This is a genomic window from Sphingomonas sp. Sphisp66, from assembly GCF_047324325.1.
In the GTDB taxonomy this organism is placed as follows: Bacteria; Pseudomonadota; Alphaproteobacteria; order Sphingomonadales; family Sphingomonadaceae; genus Sphingomonas.
In genome coordinates, this window is the sequence record NZ_CP168508.1 from 2,941,492 (window position 1) to 2,954,381 (window position 12,890).

General features: G+C 66.8%; 19 protein-coding genes. 15 read left to right on the top strand and 4 right to left on the bottom strand.

Annotation, left to right across the window (positions count from 1 at the left end; genetic code table 11):
- Nucleotides 1-35 precede the first annotated feature (35 nt).
- The 13 genes from motA to ACEN8G_RS13655 all read left to right on the top strand — a co-directional run bounded on the left by motA (nt 36) and on the right by ACEN8G_RS13655 (nt 9,481).
- The gene (motA, locus tag ACEN8G_RS13595; protein ID WP_413415090.1) at nt 36-920 is read left to right on the top strand and encodes a flagellar motor stator protein MotA; all 885 of its coding nucleotides are present in this window, start codon (nt 36-38) and stop codon (nt 918-920) included.
- Entirely contained in the window at nt 895-1,212 is a 318-nt protein-coding gene (locus ACEN8G_RS13600; RefSeq protein ID WP_307120227.1) for an STAS domain-containing protein, read from the top strand. Before motA ends, ACEN8G_RS13600 begins: the two co-directional genes overlap by 26 nt.
- Nucleotides 1,209-1,574, top strand: coding sequence for a response regulator (locus ACEN8G_RS13605; protein ID WP_183998053.1), 366 nt, complete (start codon nt 1,209-1,211; stop codon nt 1,572-1,574). Before ACEN8G_RS13600 ends, ACEN8G_RS13605 begins: the two co-directional genes overlap by 4 nt.
- A complete protein-coding gene (locus tag ACEN8G_RS13610; protein WP_413415091.1) occupies nt 1,571-3,772 on the top strand; it encodes a chemotaxis protein CheA in 2,202 nt (733 codons plus the stop codon). Before ACEN8G_RS13605 ends, ACEN8G_RS13610 begins: the two co-directional genes overlap by 4 nt.
- Nucleotides 3,769-4,266: a chemotaxis protein CheW gene (locus ACEN8G_RS13615; protein ID WP_413415092.1), complete on the top strand. Its 498-nt coding sequence runs from the start codon at nt 3,769-3,771 to the stop codon at nt 4,264-4,266. Before ACEN8G_RS13610 ends, ACEN8G_RS13615 begins: the two co-directional genes overlap by 4 nt.
- On the top strand, nt 4,263-5,144 hold the full coding sequence (locus ACEN8G_RS13620) for a CheR family methyltransferase (protein ID WP_413415093.1): 882 nt from the start codon (nt 4,263-4,265) through the stop codon (nt 5,142-5,144). Before ACEN8G_RS13615 ends, ACEN8G_RS13620 begins: the two co-directional genes overlap by 4 nt.
- Complete coding sequence (locus tag ACEN8G_RS13625; RefSeq protein ID WP_307120223.1) at nt 5,144-6,181, top strand: protein-glutamate methylesterase/protein-glutamine glutaminase; 1,038 nt, start codon at nt 5,144-5,146, stop codon at nt 6,179-6,181. Before ACEN8G_RS13620 ends, ACEN8G_RS13625 begins: the two co-directional genes overlap by 1 nt.
- The gene (locus ACEN8G_RS13630; protein WP_183998045.1) at nt 6,181-6,570 is read left to right on the top strand and encodes a response regulator; all 390 of its coding nucleotides are present in this window, start codon (nt 6,181-6,183) and stop codon (nt 6,568-6,570) included. The genes ACEN8G_RS13625 and ACEN8G_RS13630 overlap by 1 nt, the downstream gene beginning before the upstream one ends.
- The gene (locus ACEN8G_RS13635) at nt 6,570-7,094 is read left to right on the top strand and encodes a chemotaxis protein CheD (RefSeq protein WP_307120222.1); all 525 of its coding nucleotides are present in this window, start codon (nt 6,570-6,572) and stop codon (nt 7,092-7,094) included. The genes ACEN8G_RS13630 and ACEN8G_RS13635 overlap by 1 nt, the downstream gene beginning before the upstream one ends.
- The gene (locus ACEN8G_RS13640; RefSeq protein WP_413415094.1) at nt 7,094-7,468 is read left to right on the top strand and encodes a hypothetical protein; all 375 of its coding nucleotides are present in this window, start codon (nt 7,094-7,096) and stop codon (nt 7,466-7,468) included. Before ACEN8G_RS13635 ends, ACEN8G_RS13640 begins: the two co-directional genes overlap by 1 nt.
- On the top strand, nt 7,449-8,300 hold the full coding sequence (locus ACEN8G_RS13645; protein WP_413415095.1) for a flagellar motor protein MotB: 852 nt from the start codon (nt 7,449-7,451) through the stop codon (nt 8,298-8,300). The genes ACEN8G_RS13640 and ACEN8G_RS13645 overlap by 20 nt, the downstream gene beginning before the upstream one ends.
- 10 nt (nt 8,301-8,310) lie before the next feature.
- Nucleotides 8,311-8,760 (top strand): hypothetical protein, encoded by a 450-nt coding sequence (locus ACEN8G_RS13650; protein WP_413415096.1) that lies wholly within the window; start codon nt 8,311-8,313, stop codon nt 8,758-8,760.
- A gap of 103 nt (nt 8,761-8,863) precedes the next feature.
- Entirely contained in the window at nt 8,864-9,481 is a 618-nt protein-coding gene (locus tag ACEN8G_RS13655) for a PilZ domain-containing protein (protein ID WP_413415097.1), read from the top strand.
- A gap of 85 nt (nt 9,482-9,566) precedes the next feature.
- On the opposite strand, the gene ACEN8G_RS13660 is transcribed toward ACEN8G_RS13655, so the two are convergent.
- The 4 genes from ACEN8G_RS13660 to ACEN8G_RS13675 form a co-directional block, all read right to left on the bottom strand.
- Nucleotides 9,567-10,292, bottom strand: a complete 726-nt coding sequence (locus ACEN8G_RS13660; protein WP_413415098.1) for a hypothetical protein — start codon at nt 10,290-10,292, stop codon at nt 9,567-9,569.
- Nucleotides 10,293-10,390: 98 nt separating this feature from the next.
- Complete coding sequence (gene fliP / locus ACEN8G_RS13665; protein ID WP_307120215.1) at nt 10,391-11,134, bottom strand: flagellar type III secretion system pore protein FliP; 744 nt, start codon at nt 11,132-11,134, stop codon at nt 10,391-10,393.
- Nucleotides 11,127-11,723 carry a FliO/MopB family protein gene (locus ACEN8G_RS13670; protein WP_413415099.1) on the bottom strand — a complete coding sequence of 199 codons (597 nt, stop codon included), beginning with the start codon at nt 11,721-11,723 and terminating at the stop codon, nt 11,127-11,129. Before ACEN8G_RS13670 ends, fliP begins: the two co-directional genes overlap by 8 nt.
- Complete coding sequence (locus ACEN8G_RS13675) at nt 11,723-11,959, bottom strand: FliM/FliN family flagellar motor switch protein (RefSeq protein ID WP_183998025.1); 237 nt, start codon at nt 11,957-11,959, stop codon at nt 11,723-11,725. Before ACEN8G_RS13675 ends, ACEN8G_RS13670 begins: the two co-directional genes overlap by 1 nt.
- Nucleotides 11,960-12,075: 116 nt before the next feature.
- On the opposite strand from ACEN8G_RS13675, the gene flgC reads away from it, so the two are divergent.
- A complete protein-coding gene (gene flgC, locus ACEN8G_RS13680; RefSeq protein ID WP_307120213.1) occupies nt 12,076-12,483 on the top strand; it encodes a flagellar basal body rod protein FlgC in 408 nt (135 codons plus the stop codon).
- 12 nt (nt 12,484-12,495) lie between these two features.
- The gene (locus ACEN8G_RS13685; RefSeq protein ID WP_183998021.1) at nt 12,496-12,813 is read left to right on the top strand and encodes a flagellar hook-basal body complex protein FliE; all 318 of its coding nucleotides are present in this window, start codon (nt 12,496-12,498) and stop codon (nt 12,811-12,813) included.
- Nucleotides 12,814-12,890: the final 77 nt, after the last annotated feature.

The following is a 12,890-nucleotide window of genomic DNA, read 5'->3' on the forward strand; positions in this document are numbered from 1 at the left end:
ATTCTGGAAACAACAGGGACATCGGGCGAACCGCCATGCTAAACGGCGTAGGTTTCATCATCATTCTCGTTTGCGTGTTCGGCAGCTTCATGATGTCGGGCGGCAAGTTCGAGATCATCTCGCATGCGTTGCCGCACGAGATGATGGCGATCGCTGGGGCCTCCATCGGGGCCTTCATCGTCGCCAATTCGATGTCGACGGTGAAGAAGGCCGGCGCGGGCATCATGCGCTCGTTCAAGGGCGGCAAATGGAAGGCGCAGGACTATAAGGACCTGCTCACCCTGATGTTCACCGTGCTCTCCACCTTCAAGAAGGGTGGTGCCACGGCGCTCGAGCCGCATCTGGACAAGCCCGAGGAGAGCAATCTCTTCACACCCTATCCGCGCCTGCTCAAGGACCATCACCTGATCGAGTTCATCTGCGACTATCTGCGCATGATGACGGTCAACTTCGAGGATCCGCATCAGATCGAGGCCGCGATGGACGCGGACATCGAGAAGCATCACCACGAAGAGGCCGGCCCGCAGCACGCGCTGCAGATCATGGCCGACGGCCTGCCCGCGATCGGCATCGTCGCCGCGGTTCTGGGCGTCATCAAGACCATGGGCTCGATCGATCAGCCGACCGAGATCCTCGGCGCGATGATCGGCGGCGCGCTCGTCGGTACCTTCCTGGGCGTTCTGCTGAGCTACTGCGTGGTGGGTCCTCTCGCCTCCAAGCTGCTCGAGACAATCGATGCCGACCACAAGCCCTTCCAGGTCGTGAAGACGGCGATCGTCGCCTACGCCCAGAACCAGCCGGTCCAGGTGGCGATCGAGATCGCCCGCCGCATGACCCCGTCGGCCTATTCGCCGACCTTCCAGCAACTCGAAACCGCACTTGACGAGGCCAAGAATGGACCAGCCCCTGCAGCTGCCTGACGCCGAGGAGCGCGCGCTGCGCCTTCCCGCCCATGGCACCACCGTTACGGCCGAAGATCTGCGTGTGCGCCTCGTGCTCGCCGCGGACCTCGACGACACGATCGAAATCGACGCGTCGGAAGTCGAGAGCGTCGGCCAGGCCGTCCTCCAGCTCCTCGTCGCCGCGCGCGCCGAGGCCGCGAGCAACGGTCAGCTATTCCGTATTGCCAACCCCAGCCCTGCATTTGTCGATCGCGTGAACCGCTGCCAGCTGGCTGCGGCGGTCGGCCTCGATACCGGAGACGTCCAGTGAGCAAGTTGATCCTTACCGTCGACGATTCGGCGAGCATGCGCATGCTGCTCAAGACGTCGCTGACCGCGCAGGGCTTTCGCATCGAGAGCGCCAATGACGGCGAGCACGGCCTCGAGCGCATGCACGAGGTGAAGCCCGACCTGCTCATCACCGACATCAACATGCCGAAGATGGACGGATTCGAACTGATCGAGGCGGTGCGTGCGCTGAACGAGTTCCGCGGCACGCCGATCCTGGTTCTTTCGACCGAATTCTCGGACGAGAAGAAGTCGCGTGCCCGTTCGGCCGGCGCGACCGGCTGGATCACCAAGCCGTTCGAAGCCACCAAGCTGGGGGCGGCCATCCGCCGCGTGTGCCCGTGAGCGACGAACTCGACGAAATCCAGGCGATCTTCTTCGAAGAATGCGCCGAAGGTCTGGTGACCGCCGAGCAGGGCCTTTCGGCCATGCAGGCCGGCGACGTCTCGGCCGAAGTCATCGCGGGCGTGTTCCGCGCGGTCCACTCGATCAAGGGCGGCGCCGGCGCGTTCGGCCATGCCGACCTGACCGCCTTCGCGCACAAGTTCGAGAATGTCCTCGACGAAGTGCGCGGCGGCAAGATCCCGCCGAGCCCCGGCGTGGTCAAGGTCATGCTGAGCGCCTTCGACATCCTGACGGACCATGTCGAATCCGCCAAGGGCCTGGCCCCGCGCCCGGCCGACGAGGCCGCGCTGGCCGCGCTCGAGCAGGTTCTCGCCAACAAGGGTGCCGATGACGGCGCGCCCGCCGCTGCCCCGGCCCCTGCGCCCGTAGCGGCAGCGGTCGAGGCTCCGGCTGCACCCGCCGCCGCCGAGGAAGCGGACGAGTTCGGCTTCGTGCCGATGGCCGTCTCGCTCGACGATTTCGACGCGCCCGCCGAGGCTCCGGCCGCGGACGCCGCGTGGATCGTCACCTTCAAGCCGTCGCGCGCCGCGCTGGCCAATGCCGGCGAGCCGCTGCTGATCATCCGCGAGCTGGAGACGCTCGGTGCCGAGATCCTCTCGGTCGACACCGAGACGGTGCCGCCGCTGCGCGACCTCGATCCCGAGGACGCCTATTTCACCTGGACGCTGCGCGTTCCGGGCGAGATCTCCGAGGGCGACATCAACGACTGCTTCGACTTCGTCGCACCGGATTCGGTCGTCGAGGTCCGCCGTGACGAGGCCCCTGCCCCGGCCGTCGCGCCGGTGGCCGAGGCGCCCGCCGCCGACACCGGCGCCGACGAGTTCGGCTTCGTGCCGGTGAGCGCTCCGATCGAGGACTTCGCCGCCGAGATGCAGCGCGTCGTCGAGACGATCGCCGCGGCCTCGCCGCCGATCGGCAGCGTCGAGACGCCCTCCATCGCCCCCAAGGCAGGCGGCGATGCGGCCCAGCAGACGATCCGCGTGGATCTCGGCAAGCTCGACCTGCTGCTCAACCTGGTCGGCGAGCTGGTGATCCGCAACTCGATCCTGGCCGACCGGCTGTCGCCGGCCGATCGCCAGCGCGTGGAACTCCCGGAACTGGCCCGCCTGACGCGCCAGATCCAGGACAATGTCATGTCGCTGCGCGCCCAGCCGATCAAGCAGGCCTTCAGCCGCGTGCCGCGCATGCTGCGCGACCTCTCGGTCGAGACCGGCAAGACGATCAACCTCGAGACGTACGGTGAGACCACCGAAGTCGACAAGGGCGTGATCGAGAAGATCGGCGATCCGCTGACCCACATGATCCGCAACGCCGCGGACCATGGCCTCGAGAGCGCCGAAGAGCGCATCGCGGCGGGCAAGGATCCGGCCGGCACGATCAAGCTCTCGGCCGAACAGCGCGGCGCCCGCATCTTCGTGCGCGTCCAGGACAATGGCCGCGGCATCAACCGCGAGCGCGTCAAGGCCAAGGCGATCGAGAAGGGCATCATCAGCGCCGATGCGGTCCTCTCCAATGAAGAGATCGACCAGCTGATCTGCGCGCCGGGCTTCTCGACCGCGGAGACGATCTCGAACATCTCGGGTCGCGGCGTGGGCATGGACGTGGTCCGCTCGAACGTCGAGGCGCTGGGCGGCCGCGTGGAAATCCACTCGGTCCCGGGCGAAGGCACCACCTTCACGATGATCCTGCCGCTCACCCTGGCGATCCTGGACGGCATGATCGTCCGCCTCGCCGGCCAGCGCTTCGTGCTGCCGCTCGCGCATGTGCTCGAGACGGTCCAGCCCGAGCCGGGCCAGGTGAAGCGCACCTCGCCGGACAGCGAAGTGATCGACATGCGCGGCGAATATGTGCCGGTGAAGCGTGCGACCGAGATCTTCGGCCTCAACGACGACCGCGCGGTCGAGGACAGCCTCGTCGTGATCGTCGAGAGCGAGGCGCACGGCAAGGTCGGCCTGGTGGTCGATACGATCGACGACCGCCGCGAAGTGGTGATCAAGAGCCTCGACCAGAACCTGCACCCGATCCGCGGCCTGGGCGGCGCCACCATCCTGGGTGACGGCTCGATCGCACTGATCCTCGACATCGAGGCGCTCGTCGCCTCCACCAACCGCTACACGCCCAAAGGAATGGCAGCATGACCACCACCAACGACAACGCCGGTACCGACCGCAAGATCGTTACCTTCTCGCTCGCCCAGCAGACCTTCGGGATCGACATGCGCGCGCTGATCGAAATCCGTGAATGGGACGAGCCGACGCCGCTCCCCAACGTTCCGGGCTTCATCAAGGGCGTGACCAACCTGCGCGGCAACGTGATCCCGGTGGTCGGCCTTGCCGAACGCCTGGGCTGGGAGCCGAGCGCGATCCACGCCCGCTCGTGCGTGCTGGTCGTCAACATCGCGGGCAAGCAGGCCGGCTTCCTGGTCGACGAAGTCAACGACATCGTCGCGATCGGCGAGACCGAGATCCAGCCGGCCCCCGAGGTCGAGACGATCGAGCCGAGCGTGATCGCCGGCCTGGTCCGCATCGCCACGCGCCAGAAGGACGGCACGCGGGACGAGAAGGGCACCATGGTGCTGCTGCTCGACCTCGACGCGCTGAGCCTGACCAAGCATCTGGATCTCGCAGCGTGACCGCCGCCGGGGGCGCCCTGGCGCCTGCCGGCGTCGCATCGGCCATGTCGGCAGCGAGCAACGCGGAGCTCACGCCCCGCGACTTCGCCGCCATCGCCGCGATCATGCACGAGGATGCGCGCATCGCGTTGAGCGAGGCGAAGACCACGCTCGTCCAGTCGCGCCTTGGGCGCCGGCTGCGCGAGCATGGCCTGGCCAAGTTCTCCGAATATGTCGCGCTCGTGCAGAGCGACCCGGTGGAACGCCATGCGATGGTGGTGGCGCTGACCACGAACCACACGCATTTCTTCCGCGAACCGCATCACTTCGATCATTTCCGCGAGACCGTCCTGCCCGTGCTCAAGCGCAAGCAGGGTCCGATCCGGATCTGGTCGGCGGGCTGCTCGTCGGGCGAGGAGGTCTACACGATCGCCATGTGCCTGCTGGGGACGGACCGCACGTCGGCCACCTGGCTGCGCAACGCCGATGTCCGCCTGCTGGCGACCGACATCGCGCCGCACGTGGTGGAATCGGTGCGTCGCGGCTTCTATGCCGACAACGTCGCCGAAGCCGTGCCCGAGCCCTATCGCTCCACCTGGATGAAGCCCGTGCAGGGCGGCTACCAGATGGCCGACGAGGCGCGTTCGCTGGTGACGGCCAAGGTGCTCAACCTCTTCGAGCCCTGGCCGCTCAAGGCCGCGTACGACGTGATCTTCTGCCGCAACGTGATGATCTATTTCGGGGATCCCGCGAAGGAAGAGCTGGAGGCGGGCTTCGTCAACCAGCTGGCTCCGGGCGCGCACCTGTACATCGGTCATTCCGAGCGGCTGATTGGCCCGGCGGCACGCCACATGCGTTCCTGCGGGCACACCATCTACCAGAAGCCGGAGATACACTGATGGCGCCGGTACGCACGCTGATCGTCGACGACAGCGCCTCGATGCGCGCGACGCTCAACCGCATGCTCTCCGCCGATCCGGCGATCGAGGTGGTCGGCATGGCCCCCGAGCCGTTCGCGGCGCGGGAGATGATCAAGACGCTCAACCCCGACGTGCTGACGCTCGACGTCGAGATGCCGGGAATGGACGGGCTGTCGTTCCTCGAGCGCATCATGCGCCTCCGGCCGATGCCGGTGGTAATGTGCTCGACGCTGACCGCCCGCGGCGCGGAAGTGACGATCGAGGCGCTCCGCCTGGGTGCGGTCGACTATGTCACCAAGCCCAGCGGCACGCCCGAGGACATCGAGCGCGACGCGGTGCTGCTCTGCGAGAAGGTGAAGGCGGCTGCCCGTTCGGTCGCCCGCGCCGGGCCGCAGCGCCTGCCCGTCCAGCCGACCATCGCCGCCGGCGCGGTCGGCGAGCGGATCATCGCGATCGGCTCGTCCACGGGCGGCGTCGAGGCGCTGTTCTCGCTGCTGCCGGCCCTGCCGGAGAACTGCCCGCCGGTGCTGATCGTCCAGCACATGCCGGCCGCTTTCACCCGCAATTTCGCGGAGCGGCTGAACGGCGAATGCCGGGTCCAGGTTGTGGAAGCTACGGATGGCGCGCCGGTCCTGCCGGGAACCGTCTATATTGCTCCTGGGGGGCAGCGCCACATGGAGCTGCGCGGCGGCATCCGTGGCCATATCAAGCTGCGGGACGGCGACCCCGTCTCCGGCCACCGGCCCTCGGTGGACACGCTGTTCAACTCGGTGGCGCCGCTCGGCAAAGCCGCGGTGGGCGTGATCCTCACCGGCATGGGTGCCGATGGTGCGCAGGGCCTGCTGGCCATGCGCCAGGCCGGGGCCCGCACTTTGGGCCAGAGCAGGGAAACCTGCGTGGTCTGGGGAATGCCGCGCTCGGCAAAGGAGCTGGGTGCGGTGGAACATGAAGTTGGTTTGTCGGGCATGCCTGAGGCGATCCTCAAGGCCTGCCGAGAGAAGATTGGGAGCGTCTGATGCCTGCTGCTGCAGCGATCAAGGTGATGGTGGTCGATGACCAGACCAGCATGCGCGCGATGATCCGTCGCGCGCTACAGGATCTCGGGTTCAAGGACGTGCGTGACAAGCCCAGCGCCCCGGAAGCGCTGGCGGCGGTCAAGGCTGACCGCGTCCATCTGATCATCTCCGATTACAACATGCCGGAAATGGACGGCCTCCAGTTCCTGGAAGCGGTCCGCACCGACGCGGTGATCGGCAAGACGGTGTTCATCATGCTCACCGGCTCGTCGGACAAGGAGATCGTCCAGAAGGCCGCGGCCCTTGGCGTGAACAACTATGTCGTGAAGCCCTTCGCGCCGGCGGCGCTGAAGGAGAAGATCGAGCGCGTCTTCGGCGAGCTGACCTGATGCGCCGCGTCTCGATCGTCCAGGGGGAGAATGCGATCGTGGCCGAACCAGGCGTCGTCGTTTCGACGCTGCTCGGCAGCTGTGTCGCCGCATGTCTCTACGATCCCGTGGCCAAGGTGGGTGGGATGAACCACTTCCTCCTCGGCGAACCGGGCGCGGACCAGCGCGTCTCCGCCGGAGACATGCAGCGCTATGGCGTTCATGCCATGGAGCTTCTCATCAATGGGCTGATGGCGCGGGGCGCGATGCGCACCCGGCTGAAGGCTCATCTGTATGGCGGCGGCAACATCGTTTCCGGTCTGGGCGGCATCGGGACCGCGAACGCGGCGTTCGCGCGCCGCTTCATGGCGGACGAAGGCATCGAGGTCGCGCACACCGATCTCGGCGGCACTTCGGCGCGCAAGGTCGAGTTCCTGCCCCACGAGGGCAAGAGCCGCTGCACCAAGGTGGCGGACCGCGTTCCCGATCGCCCGCCCGTCCCCGTCAACCTGCCGCCCGCCGGCGGAGACCTGGAGCTTTTCTGATGTCGTGTATGCCCGTGCCCGCCCAGCCCTTTCAGGCCGAGCCGCTGCCCGGCTACGACCCCCATGCGAGCATGCTCCACAGCGTGATCGCCAGCGAGTTGCGCGAGATGCGCGAGATGCTCGAGCGGCTGGCCGAGGTGCTCGTCGCCGACGAACAGTTCGCGCACGACCATATCGAGCAGCTCCAGTCGTTCGACTATCTGATCCAGCACACCGACGAGTGTGCGAATCTGCTCGAGCGGATCGCCGGTGGCGAGGACTCGCTGAGCGCCGTCAACCACGTCCGCCTCGCCGAGGTGCAGGAACGGCTGCGCGACGCGCTGTCGATGAACGAAAGCTTCGGGGGTAAGTGGCATGGCTTCGATTCCAAATGACCGCCCGATCGTCATAAAGCGGGTCAAGAAGGTCGCCGGCGGCCATCACGGCGGCGCCTGGAAGGTCGCATACGCCGACTTCGTGACCGCGATGATGGCGTTCTTCATGCTGCTCTGGCTGATCGCCAACCCCGACAAGCAGCGGCTGAAGGGCCTTGCCGCCTATTTCTCGCCGACCATCTCGGACACCGCGCCCTCGACCCCGGTCATGGGCACGTCCGAAGGCGCCGGCGGCCAGGCCCGCCGCTCGTCGAATGACAGCAGCCGCGCCAACGGCACCCCGACCACCGAGGCGGCGACCAACGGCGCCTCGCGCGGCGGCACCGCCAATGTGCCCGACACCTCGATGCGCGTCCTCGCCAGCGAGCTGCAGGTCGCGCTCGACAGCGTGCCGCAGGACCAGGGCCGCAAGAACGTGCAGCTCGAATCCGATCGCAGCGGCATGCGCATCACGCTGATGGACACCGACAAGCAGTCGATGTTCCGTCCCGGTACCGCCGAGCTCAATCCCTTTGCCCGCTCGCTGCTCGCCAAGACCGCGGCCAAGCTCGCCCAGCAGGGCGGCCAGATCGCGATCGAGGGGCATACCGATGCCTCCGGCGGCGGCCAGAGCGATGCCAACTGGCAGCTCTCGGGCGCCCGCGCCCTTGCCGCGCGCCAGGCGATGATCGCATCGGGCATGACGCCCGACCGCTTCGCCGAGATCGTCGCCATGGGCGGCACCCGCCCGGTCTTCCCGGGCCAGCCCGATCGGCCGGAGAACCGGCGGATCACCATCGTCCTGAAGGCGGAGGCCTCGTCGCTCCCGACCGACAGCAGCTTCAAGTTCTGAGTATCGCACCATGAAGAAGATGCTGTTCCTGATCGTCGTGGTGCTGGCCGGTCTCGGCTTGGGCGGCGGTGCCGCGCTCGCCACGCTGGTGGTGCTCGGCCCCCGCCCCGCCCAGGCCGCCAAGGCATCGGCGGAAGAAGAAGTGGAGACGGCGTTCGTGCCGGTCGACAAGCTGCTCGCGCCCTTGGTCTCGGCCGAGGACGGGCGACTGACCGGCTATGTCCAGTTCCAGTTCAACCTCGAGGTTCCCAGGGACAAGTCGCCGGAGGTGACCAAGCGCCTGCCGTTGCTGCTGCACGCGATCAACATGCGTACCTTCAAGACGCCGCTGGCGGCCGGCAAGGACGGGCTGCTGCCCAGCCTCGACCAGTTCCGCAAGGTCGTCGAAGCCGCCGCGCCCGAGGCGTTCGGCGCCGGCGTGGTGCGCAAGGTCGCGATCACCCAGGCTACGCCCGCCTAAAATCCTGCATCTGCGTAAACTACGTAATTTATGTGGTTAACGCCCGGCCGGGCGCTCGTCCTCCCTATAAAACAGGCAGGACCAATTACTCATCGAGGACATAGTGGAAGCCATCCCCGCCAGCGCAGCCGAGACTCGCGAAGAGTGGATCGAGCGTGCCCCGCGGGCGGTCGCCACGCTCCTCGTCGGCAAGCTCAGCCATGAGGGCAATCCCGGCCAGCTCTGCCGCGTCCGCAACATCTCCGAGCACGGCATGCAGATCGACACGATCGCCTCGCTGCTGCCGGCGATGCGGATCAGCGTGGAGCTGCGCGGCGGCCAGACGCTGACCGGGGCGATCGCCTGGACCAAGGGCGGCCGCGCCGGGGTGCGCTTCGATACCCCCGCCGACGTCAACGCCATCCTCGGCAAGCCGCAGATCGAGGCGGCGACGGTCCGCCCGCGCTCGCCGCGCTTCGCCGCCGACATCCCGGCGCGGATCAGCTCGCTTGGCCGCTCGATCGACGTGGTCGTCGCCGATCTCTCCCAGGGCGGCGCCTGCCTGCGCCTGCAGCGCACGCTGCGCGCCGACAGCGAAGTGATCCTGATGATCCCGGGCCTGCCGACGCGCCGCTGCACCACGCGCTGGAGCAACGACGAATTCGCCGGCGTCTCCTTCCACGATCCGATTTCCTACGCCGAGCTTTCCGCCTGGCTGGACAGCCCCGCCGCGCGCGGCTGAGCGATTCTCGACCTTAACGCAGACTGGGCGTCCGTGTTGCGGCACGGGCGCCCATTTTTGCTGACCGCTCCGTGCAGTTCGGAAGCTAGATGGGCTTTGGTGGCACCAATCGGGTCAACCGCTGGATCTCGAGAGACCGGGCCCGCATGTCGGTCTCGTAGCTCGCATCTATCCAGCTGGGGTGAATGCTGATCCCGCAATCGACTGGCTTTTCTTGGATCAATCGAAAACAGTCGGTCCAAAGCCCCGCCCGCGCGACCAGGAGCCATCTGGCGTCTGGCGACAGGACGATCTTCTCGCCACCGATGAAACGCCCGTCTTCCGAATAGTCGAGGTGAGCGACCTCCCGCCACCAGAAGCCCCCGAAGCCGGACGGCTGGTAGAGGGTATACACGGAATCCGTGGGGATGGGCTCGAGGGCCAGCACATATTGCGTGCCGCTTGGCAGGCCGGCGCTTCCGAGGGCGGCCGGCCCCCCGGCGCTCGCGATCAGAACTGCGAGCAAGGTGACCGGCACCATGACGATCAGGCCCACCCCGCCTAGTTTCCGCAGCAAGGCCGACGGCAGGCTGCGCTGCATGAAGAGGCCGATCGCGATCAGGGCAAGCGGTCCGAGCACCCCGAGTACCCGCCATCTGTCAGCGGGAACGTACAATATGGCGTGACCGCTTCGGGCCTGGGTTCTGAACTCCTCGGCAAAACTGCTCAGCACCTGGTACTGCGCAAAAATCAGAGCGGCTGCTGCGCCCCATAGAAGCAGAATTGCCAGCCCGGCCCCTTGCGGTTTCGAGATGCGACGTCCCGGCTTCATACCGCCACCGTACCAAAAACATGACGCGACGGACATCAACAAAAAGGGCGGGCGCCCCCGGCACCCGCCCTTCTTCCCTGAACATTGGCCGCTCCGCGCTATGTCGCGAAACTCTTGACCAGCGACCCGGCGACCAGCGCCCAGCCATCCACCAGCACGAAGAAGATAATCTTCATCGGCAGGGATATCGTTGGTGGCGGGAGCATCATCATGCCCATCGCCATCAGCACCGCCGACACCGCCAGGTCGATGACCAGGAACGGCAGCAGCAGCAGGAAGCCGATCTCGAAGGCGCGGCGCAGCTCCGAGATCATGAAGGCCGGCGCCAGCGTGGTCAGCGGCGTCTCGGCACGGTTCTGGATCGGCTTGCCCCCCAGATCGGCGAACAGCTTGAGATCGCTGTCGCGCACCTGGCTGAGCATGAACTTCTTGAAGGGCTCGGCGGTCCGCTCGAAGGCGACCTGCTCGGTGATCTTGCCCTTGGTATAGGGATCGACGCCCTGTTCCCATGCCTTGTTGAAGGTCGGCGCCATCACGAAGAAGCTGAGGAACAGCGCCAGGCTGATGATCACCGGGTTGGGCGGCACGCCGGGCGCGCCGATGCCGGTGCGCAGCAGCGACAGCGCCACCACCATGCGGGTGAAGCTGGTGACGGTCATCAGCAGGCCGGGGGCCAGGCTGAGCACCGTCAGCATCAGCACCAGCTGGATGGCCTTGGCCGACAGCGCGCCGTCGGCACCGGTGGCTCCGCCGATGTTGATCGTCGTGCCCTTGGACTGGGCATAGGCCTCAGCCGGCGCGAGGATCAGGACGGCGACCGCCGCCGCGAGGAGCTTACGCATCGAGCGCGGCCCGCACCGCTGCGCGGTTCCACCGCGTGGTGTTGCGCTGCTCGCGGACCCGCTTCGGGGCACGCGGCGGCTGCTGGGCGGCAGCAGCGGCGGCGACCACGGTGGTGACGCGCGCATTGCCGGTGGCCGACGTCTTGGCGGCACGGCGCACGGCTGCCGGCAGCTCGAACTTGGTCGGAAGCTCGATCTTGGGCAGGTCGATCTTCTTGGGCAGCTCGACCAGCTTGGCGAAGTTGCCGCGCAGCGCGGCGAGATCCTCGGCCAGGTTCGCGGCCGGTTCCGGCGCCTTGACCAGCTCGGGCTCGACGGGCTCGGGCGCGGCGATGCCGGTCTCGATCGTCGACTGGCCCTCGGGGCCGAACATCACGAGATGCTCCATGCCGTCGCGACGGATCAGCGCGACCGAGCGCTTGGCGTCGACCGACAGCCGCTCGACGATCTCGATCCGCTTGCGGCGCGTGCTGGACACCCGGCCGGGCAGCTTCACGTCATAGCGCTTCACGAACCACAGCGCGCCGGCGAGCATGCCGAGCACCATCCCCAGCGCACCCAGGGTGCGCAGCATCGACAGGATATCCATCAGTGGCGCTGCTTCTTCACGAGTTCGGTGATCTCGAGCGACATCACTTCGCCGTCGACCAGGACGACGCCCTTCGCGACCAGTTCGTCATTCACATATACGAGCGAGGGATCATCCTGGCTGCTTTCCAGCGGGATCATCGCGCCACGGCTCATCTGCAGGACCTGCCGGATCGGCACATTGGCCGAGCCCAGCACGATCGACATCTCGACCATAATTCCTTCGAGCACTGACATGCGTGTTCCTTTCAGGAGGACTTATAGGAACCTTTTTTCCGTGCCCGGCGCCCACCCCGGCAATTTTTGCCTACAATGGAGGAAACGGCCTTCGCGGCCCTCTTGGAAGGACGATCATGGACCTCAAGACCTCGCTCGGCATCTCTGCCTCGGGCCTGCGCGCGCAGTCGCTGCGCATGCGCGTGATCGCGGAGAATCTGGCGAACCAGGACTCGGTTTCGGACACGCCGGGCGGCGATCCCTATCGCCGCCGCGTCGCGAGCTTCAAGGCCGAGGTCGATCGCTCGAACGGCGGCATGGGCGTGAAGGTCAAGGCGATCGAGAACGACAAGTCGGACTTCACCAAGGTCTATCAGCCCGGCCACCCGGCCGCGGACAAGGACGGCTATGTCCTCAAGCCCAATGTGAACGGCCTCATCGAGACGGCCGACATGAAGGCGGCGCAGCGCAGCTACGAAGCCAATCTCAATGCCATCGAGGCTGCCAAGAGCCTGACGATGCGCACCATCGACCTCCTCAAGTAAGGGATACACAGAATGTCCATCGGAGCACTTGATGCGATGTCGGCCTATGGCCGCGTCGCCGGCATTGGCGGTACCAACAGCAAGACCGACCCGATCAAGTCGGGCGGCAGCGCCGGCGGCTTCGGCGCGATGGTCGAGGACATGGTCACCGGCACCGCCGACCAGCTTCGCACCGCCGAAAAGGCCTCGGCCCAGCAGGTTGCCGGCAAAGGCGACCTGATCGACGTCGTCACCGCGATCGGCGCCGCCGAGACCGCGCTCGACACGATGGTCGCCGTGCGCGACCGCGTGGTGAACGCCTATTCCGACATCATGCGGATGCAGATCTGACCGCGCTGTCCGCTTCTCCTGGTCCCTGGCGCTCGCCGGGGATCAGTTCGAGCCTTTCTCCGAACATGGATCGGTCC

What these genes read in the sequence shown, in the direction of transcription:
- flgC (WP_307120213.1), top strand. Translation starts at nt 12,076, where the DNA reads ATGGACCTCAAGACCTCGCTCGGCATCTCTGCCTCGGGCCTGCGCGCG.
- ACEN8G_RS13630 (WP_183998045.1), top strand. Translation starts at nt 6,181, where the DNA reads ATGCCTGCTGCTGCAGCGATCAAGGTGATGGTGGTCGATGACCAGACC.
- ACEN8G_RS13650 (WP_413415096.1), top strand. Translation starts at nt 8,311, where the DNA reads ATGAAGAAGATGCTGTTCCTGATCGTCGTGGTGCTGGCCGGTCTCGGC.
- ACEN8G_RS13640 (WP_413415094.1), top strand. Translation starts at nt 7,094, where the DNA reads ATGTCGTGTATGCCCGTGCCCGCCCAGCCCTTTCAGGCCGAGCCGCTG.
- ACEN8G_RS13600 (WP_307120227.1), top strand. Translation starts at nt 895, where the DNA reads ATGGACCAGCCCCTGCAGCTGCCTGACGCCGAGGAGCGCGCGCTGCGC.
- ACEN8G_RS13685 (WP_183998021.1), top strand. Translation starts at nt 12,496, where the DNA reads ATGTCCATCGGAGCACTTGATGCGATGTCGGCCTATGGCCGCGTCGCC.
- ACEN8G_RS13675 (WP_183998025.1), bottom strand. Translation starts at nt 11,959, where the DNA reads ATGTCAGTGCTCGAAGGAATTATGGTCGAGATGTCGATCGTGCTGGGC.
- fliP (WP_307120215.1), bottom strand. Translation starts at nt 11,134, where the DNA reads ATGCGTAAGCTCCTCGCGGCGGCGGTCGCCGTCCTGATCCTCGCGCCG.
- ACEN8G_RS13625 (WP_307120223.1), top strand. Translation starts at nt 5,144, where the DNA reads ATGGCGCCGGTACGCACGCTGATCGTCGACGACAGCGCCTCGATGCGC.
- ACEN8G_RS13615 (WP_413415092.1), top strand. Translation starts at nt 3,769, where the DNA reads ATGACCACCACCAACGACAACGCCGGTACCGACCGCAAGATCGTTACC.
- motA (WP_413415090.1), top strand. Translation starts at nt 36, where the DNA reads ATGCTAAACGGCGTAGGTTTCATCATCATTCTCGTTTGCGTGTTCGGC.
- ACEN8G_RS13635 (WP_307120222.1), top strand. Translation starts at nt 6,570, where the DNA reads ATGCGCCGCGTCTCGATCGTCCAGGGGGAGAATGCGATCGTGGCCGAA.
- ACEN8G_RS13670 (WP_413415099.1), bottom strand. Translation starts at nt 11,723, where the DNA reads ATGGATATCCTGTCGATGCTGCGCACCCTGGGTGCGCTGGGGATGGTG.
- ACEN8G_RS13660 (WP_413415098.1), bottom strand. Translation starts at nt 10,292, where the DNA reads ATGAAGCCGGGACGTCGCATCTCGAAACCGCAAGGGGCCGGGCTGGCA.
- ACEN8G_RS13645 (WP_413415095.1), top strand. Translation starts at nt 7,449, where the DNA reads ATGGCTTCGATTCCAAATGACCGCCCGATCGTCATAAAGCGGGTCAAG.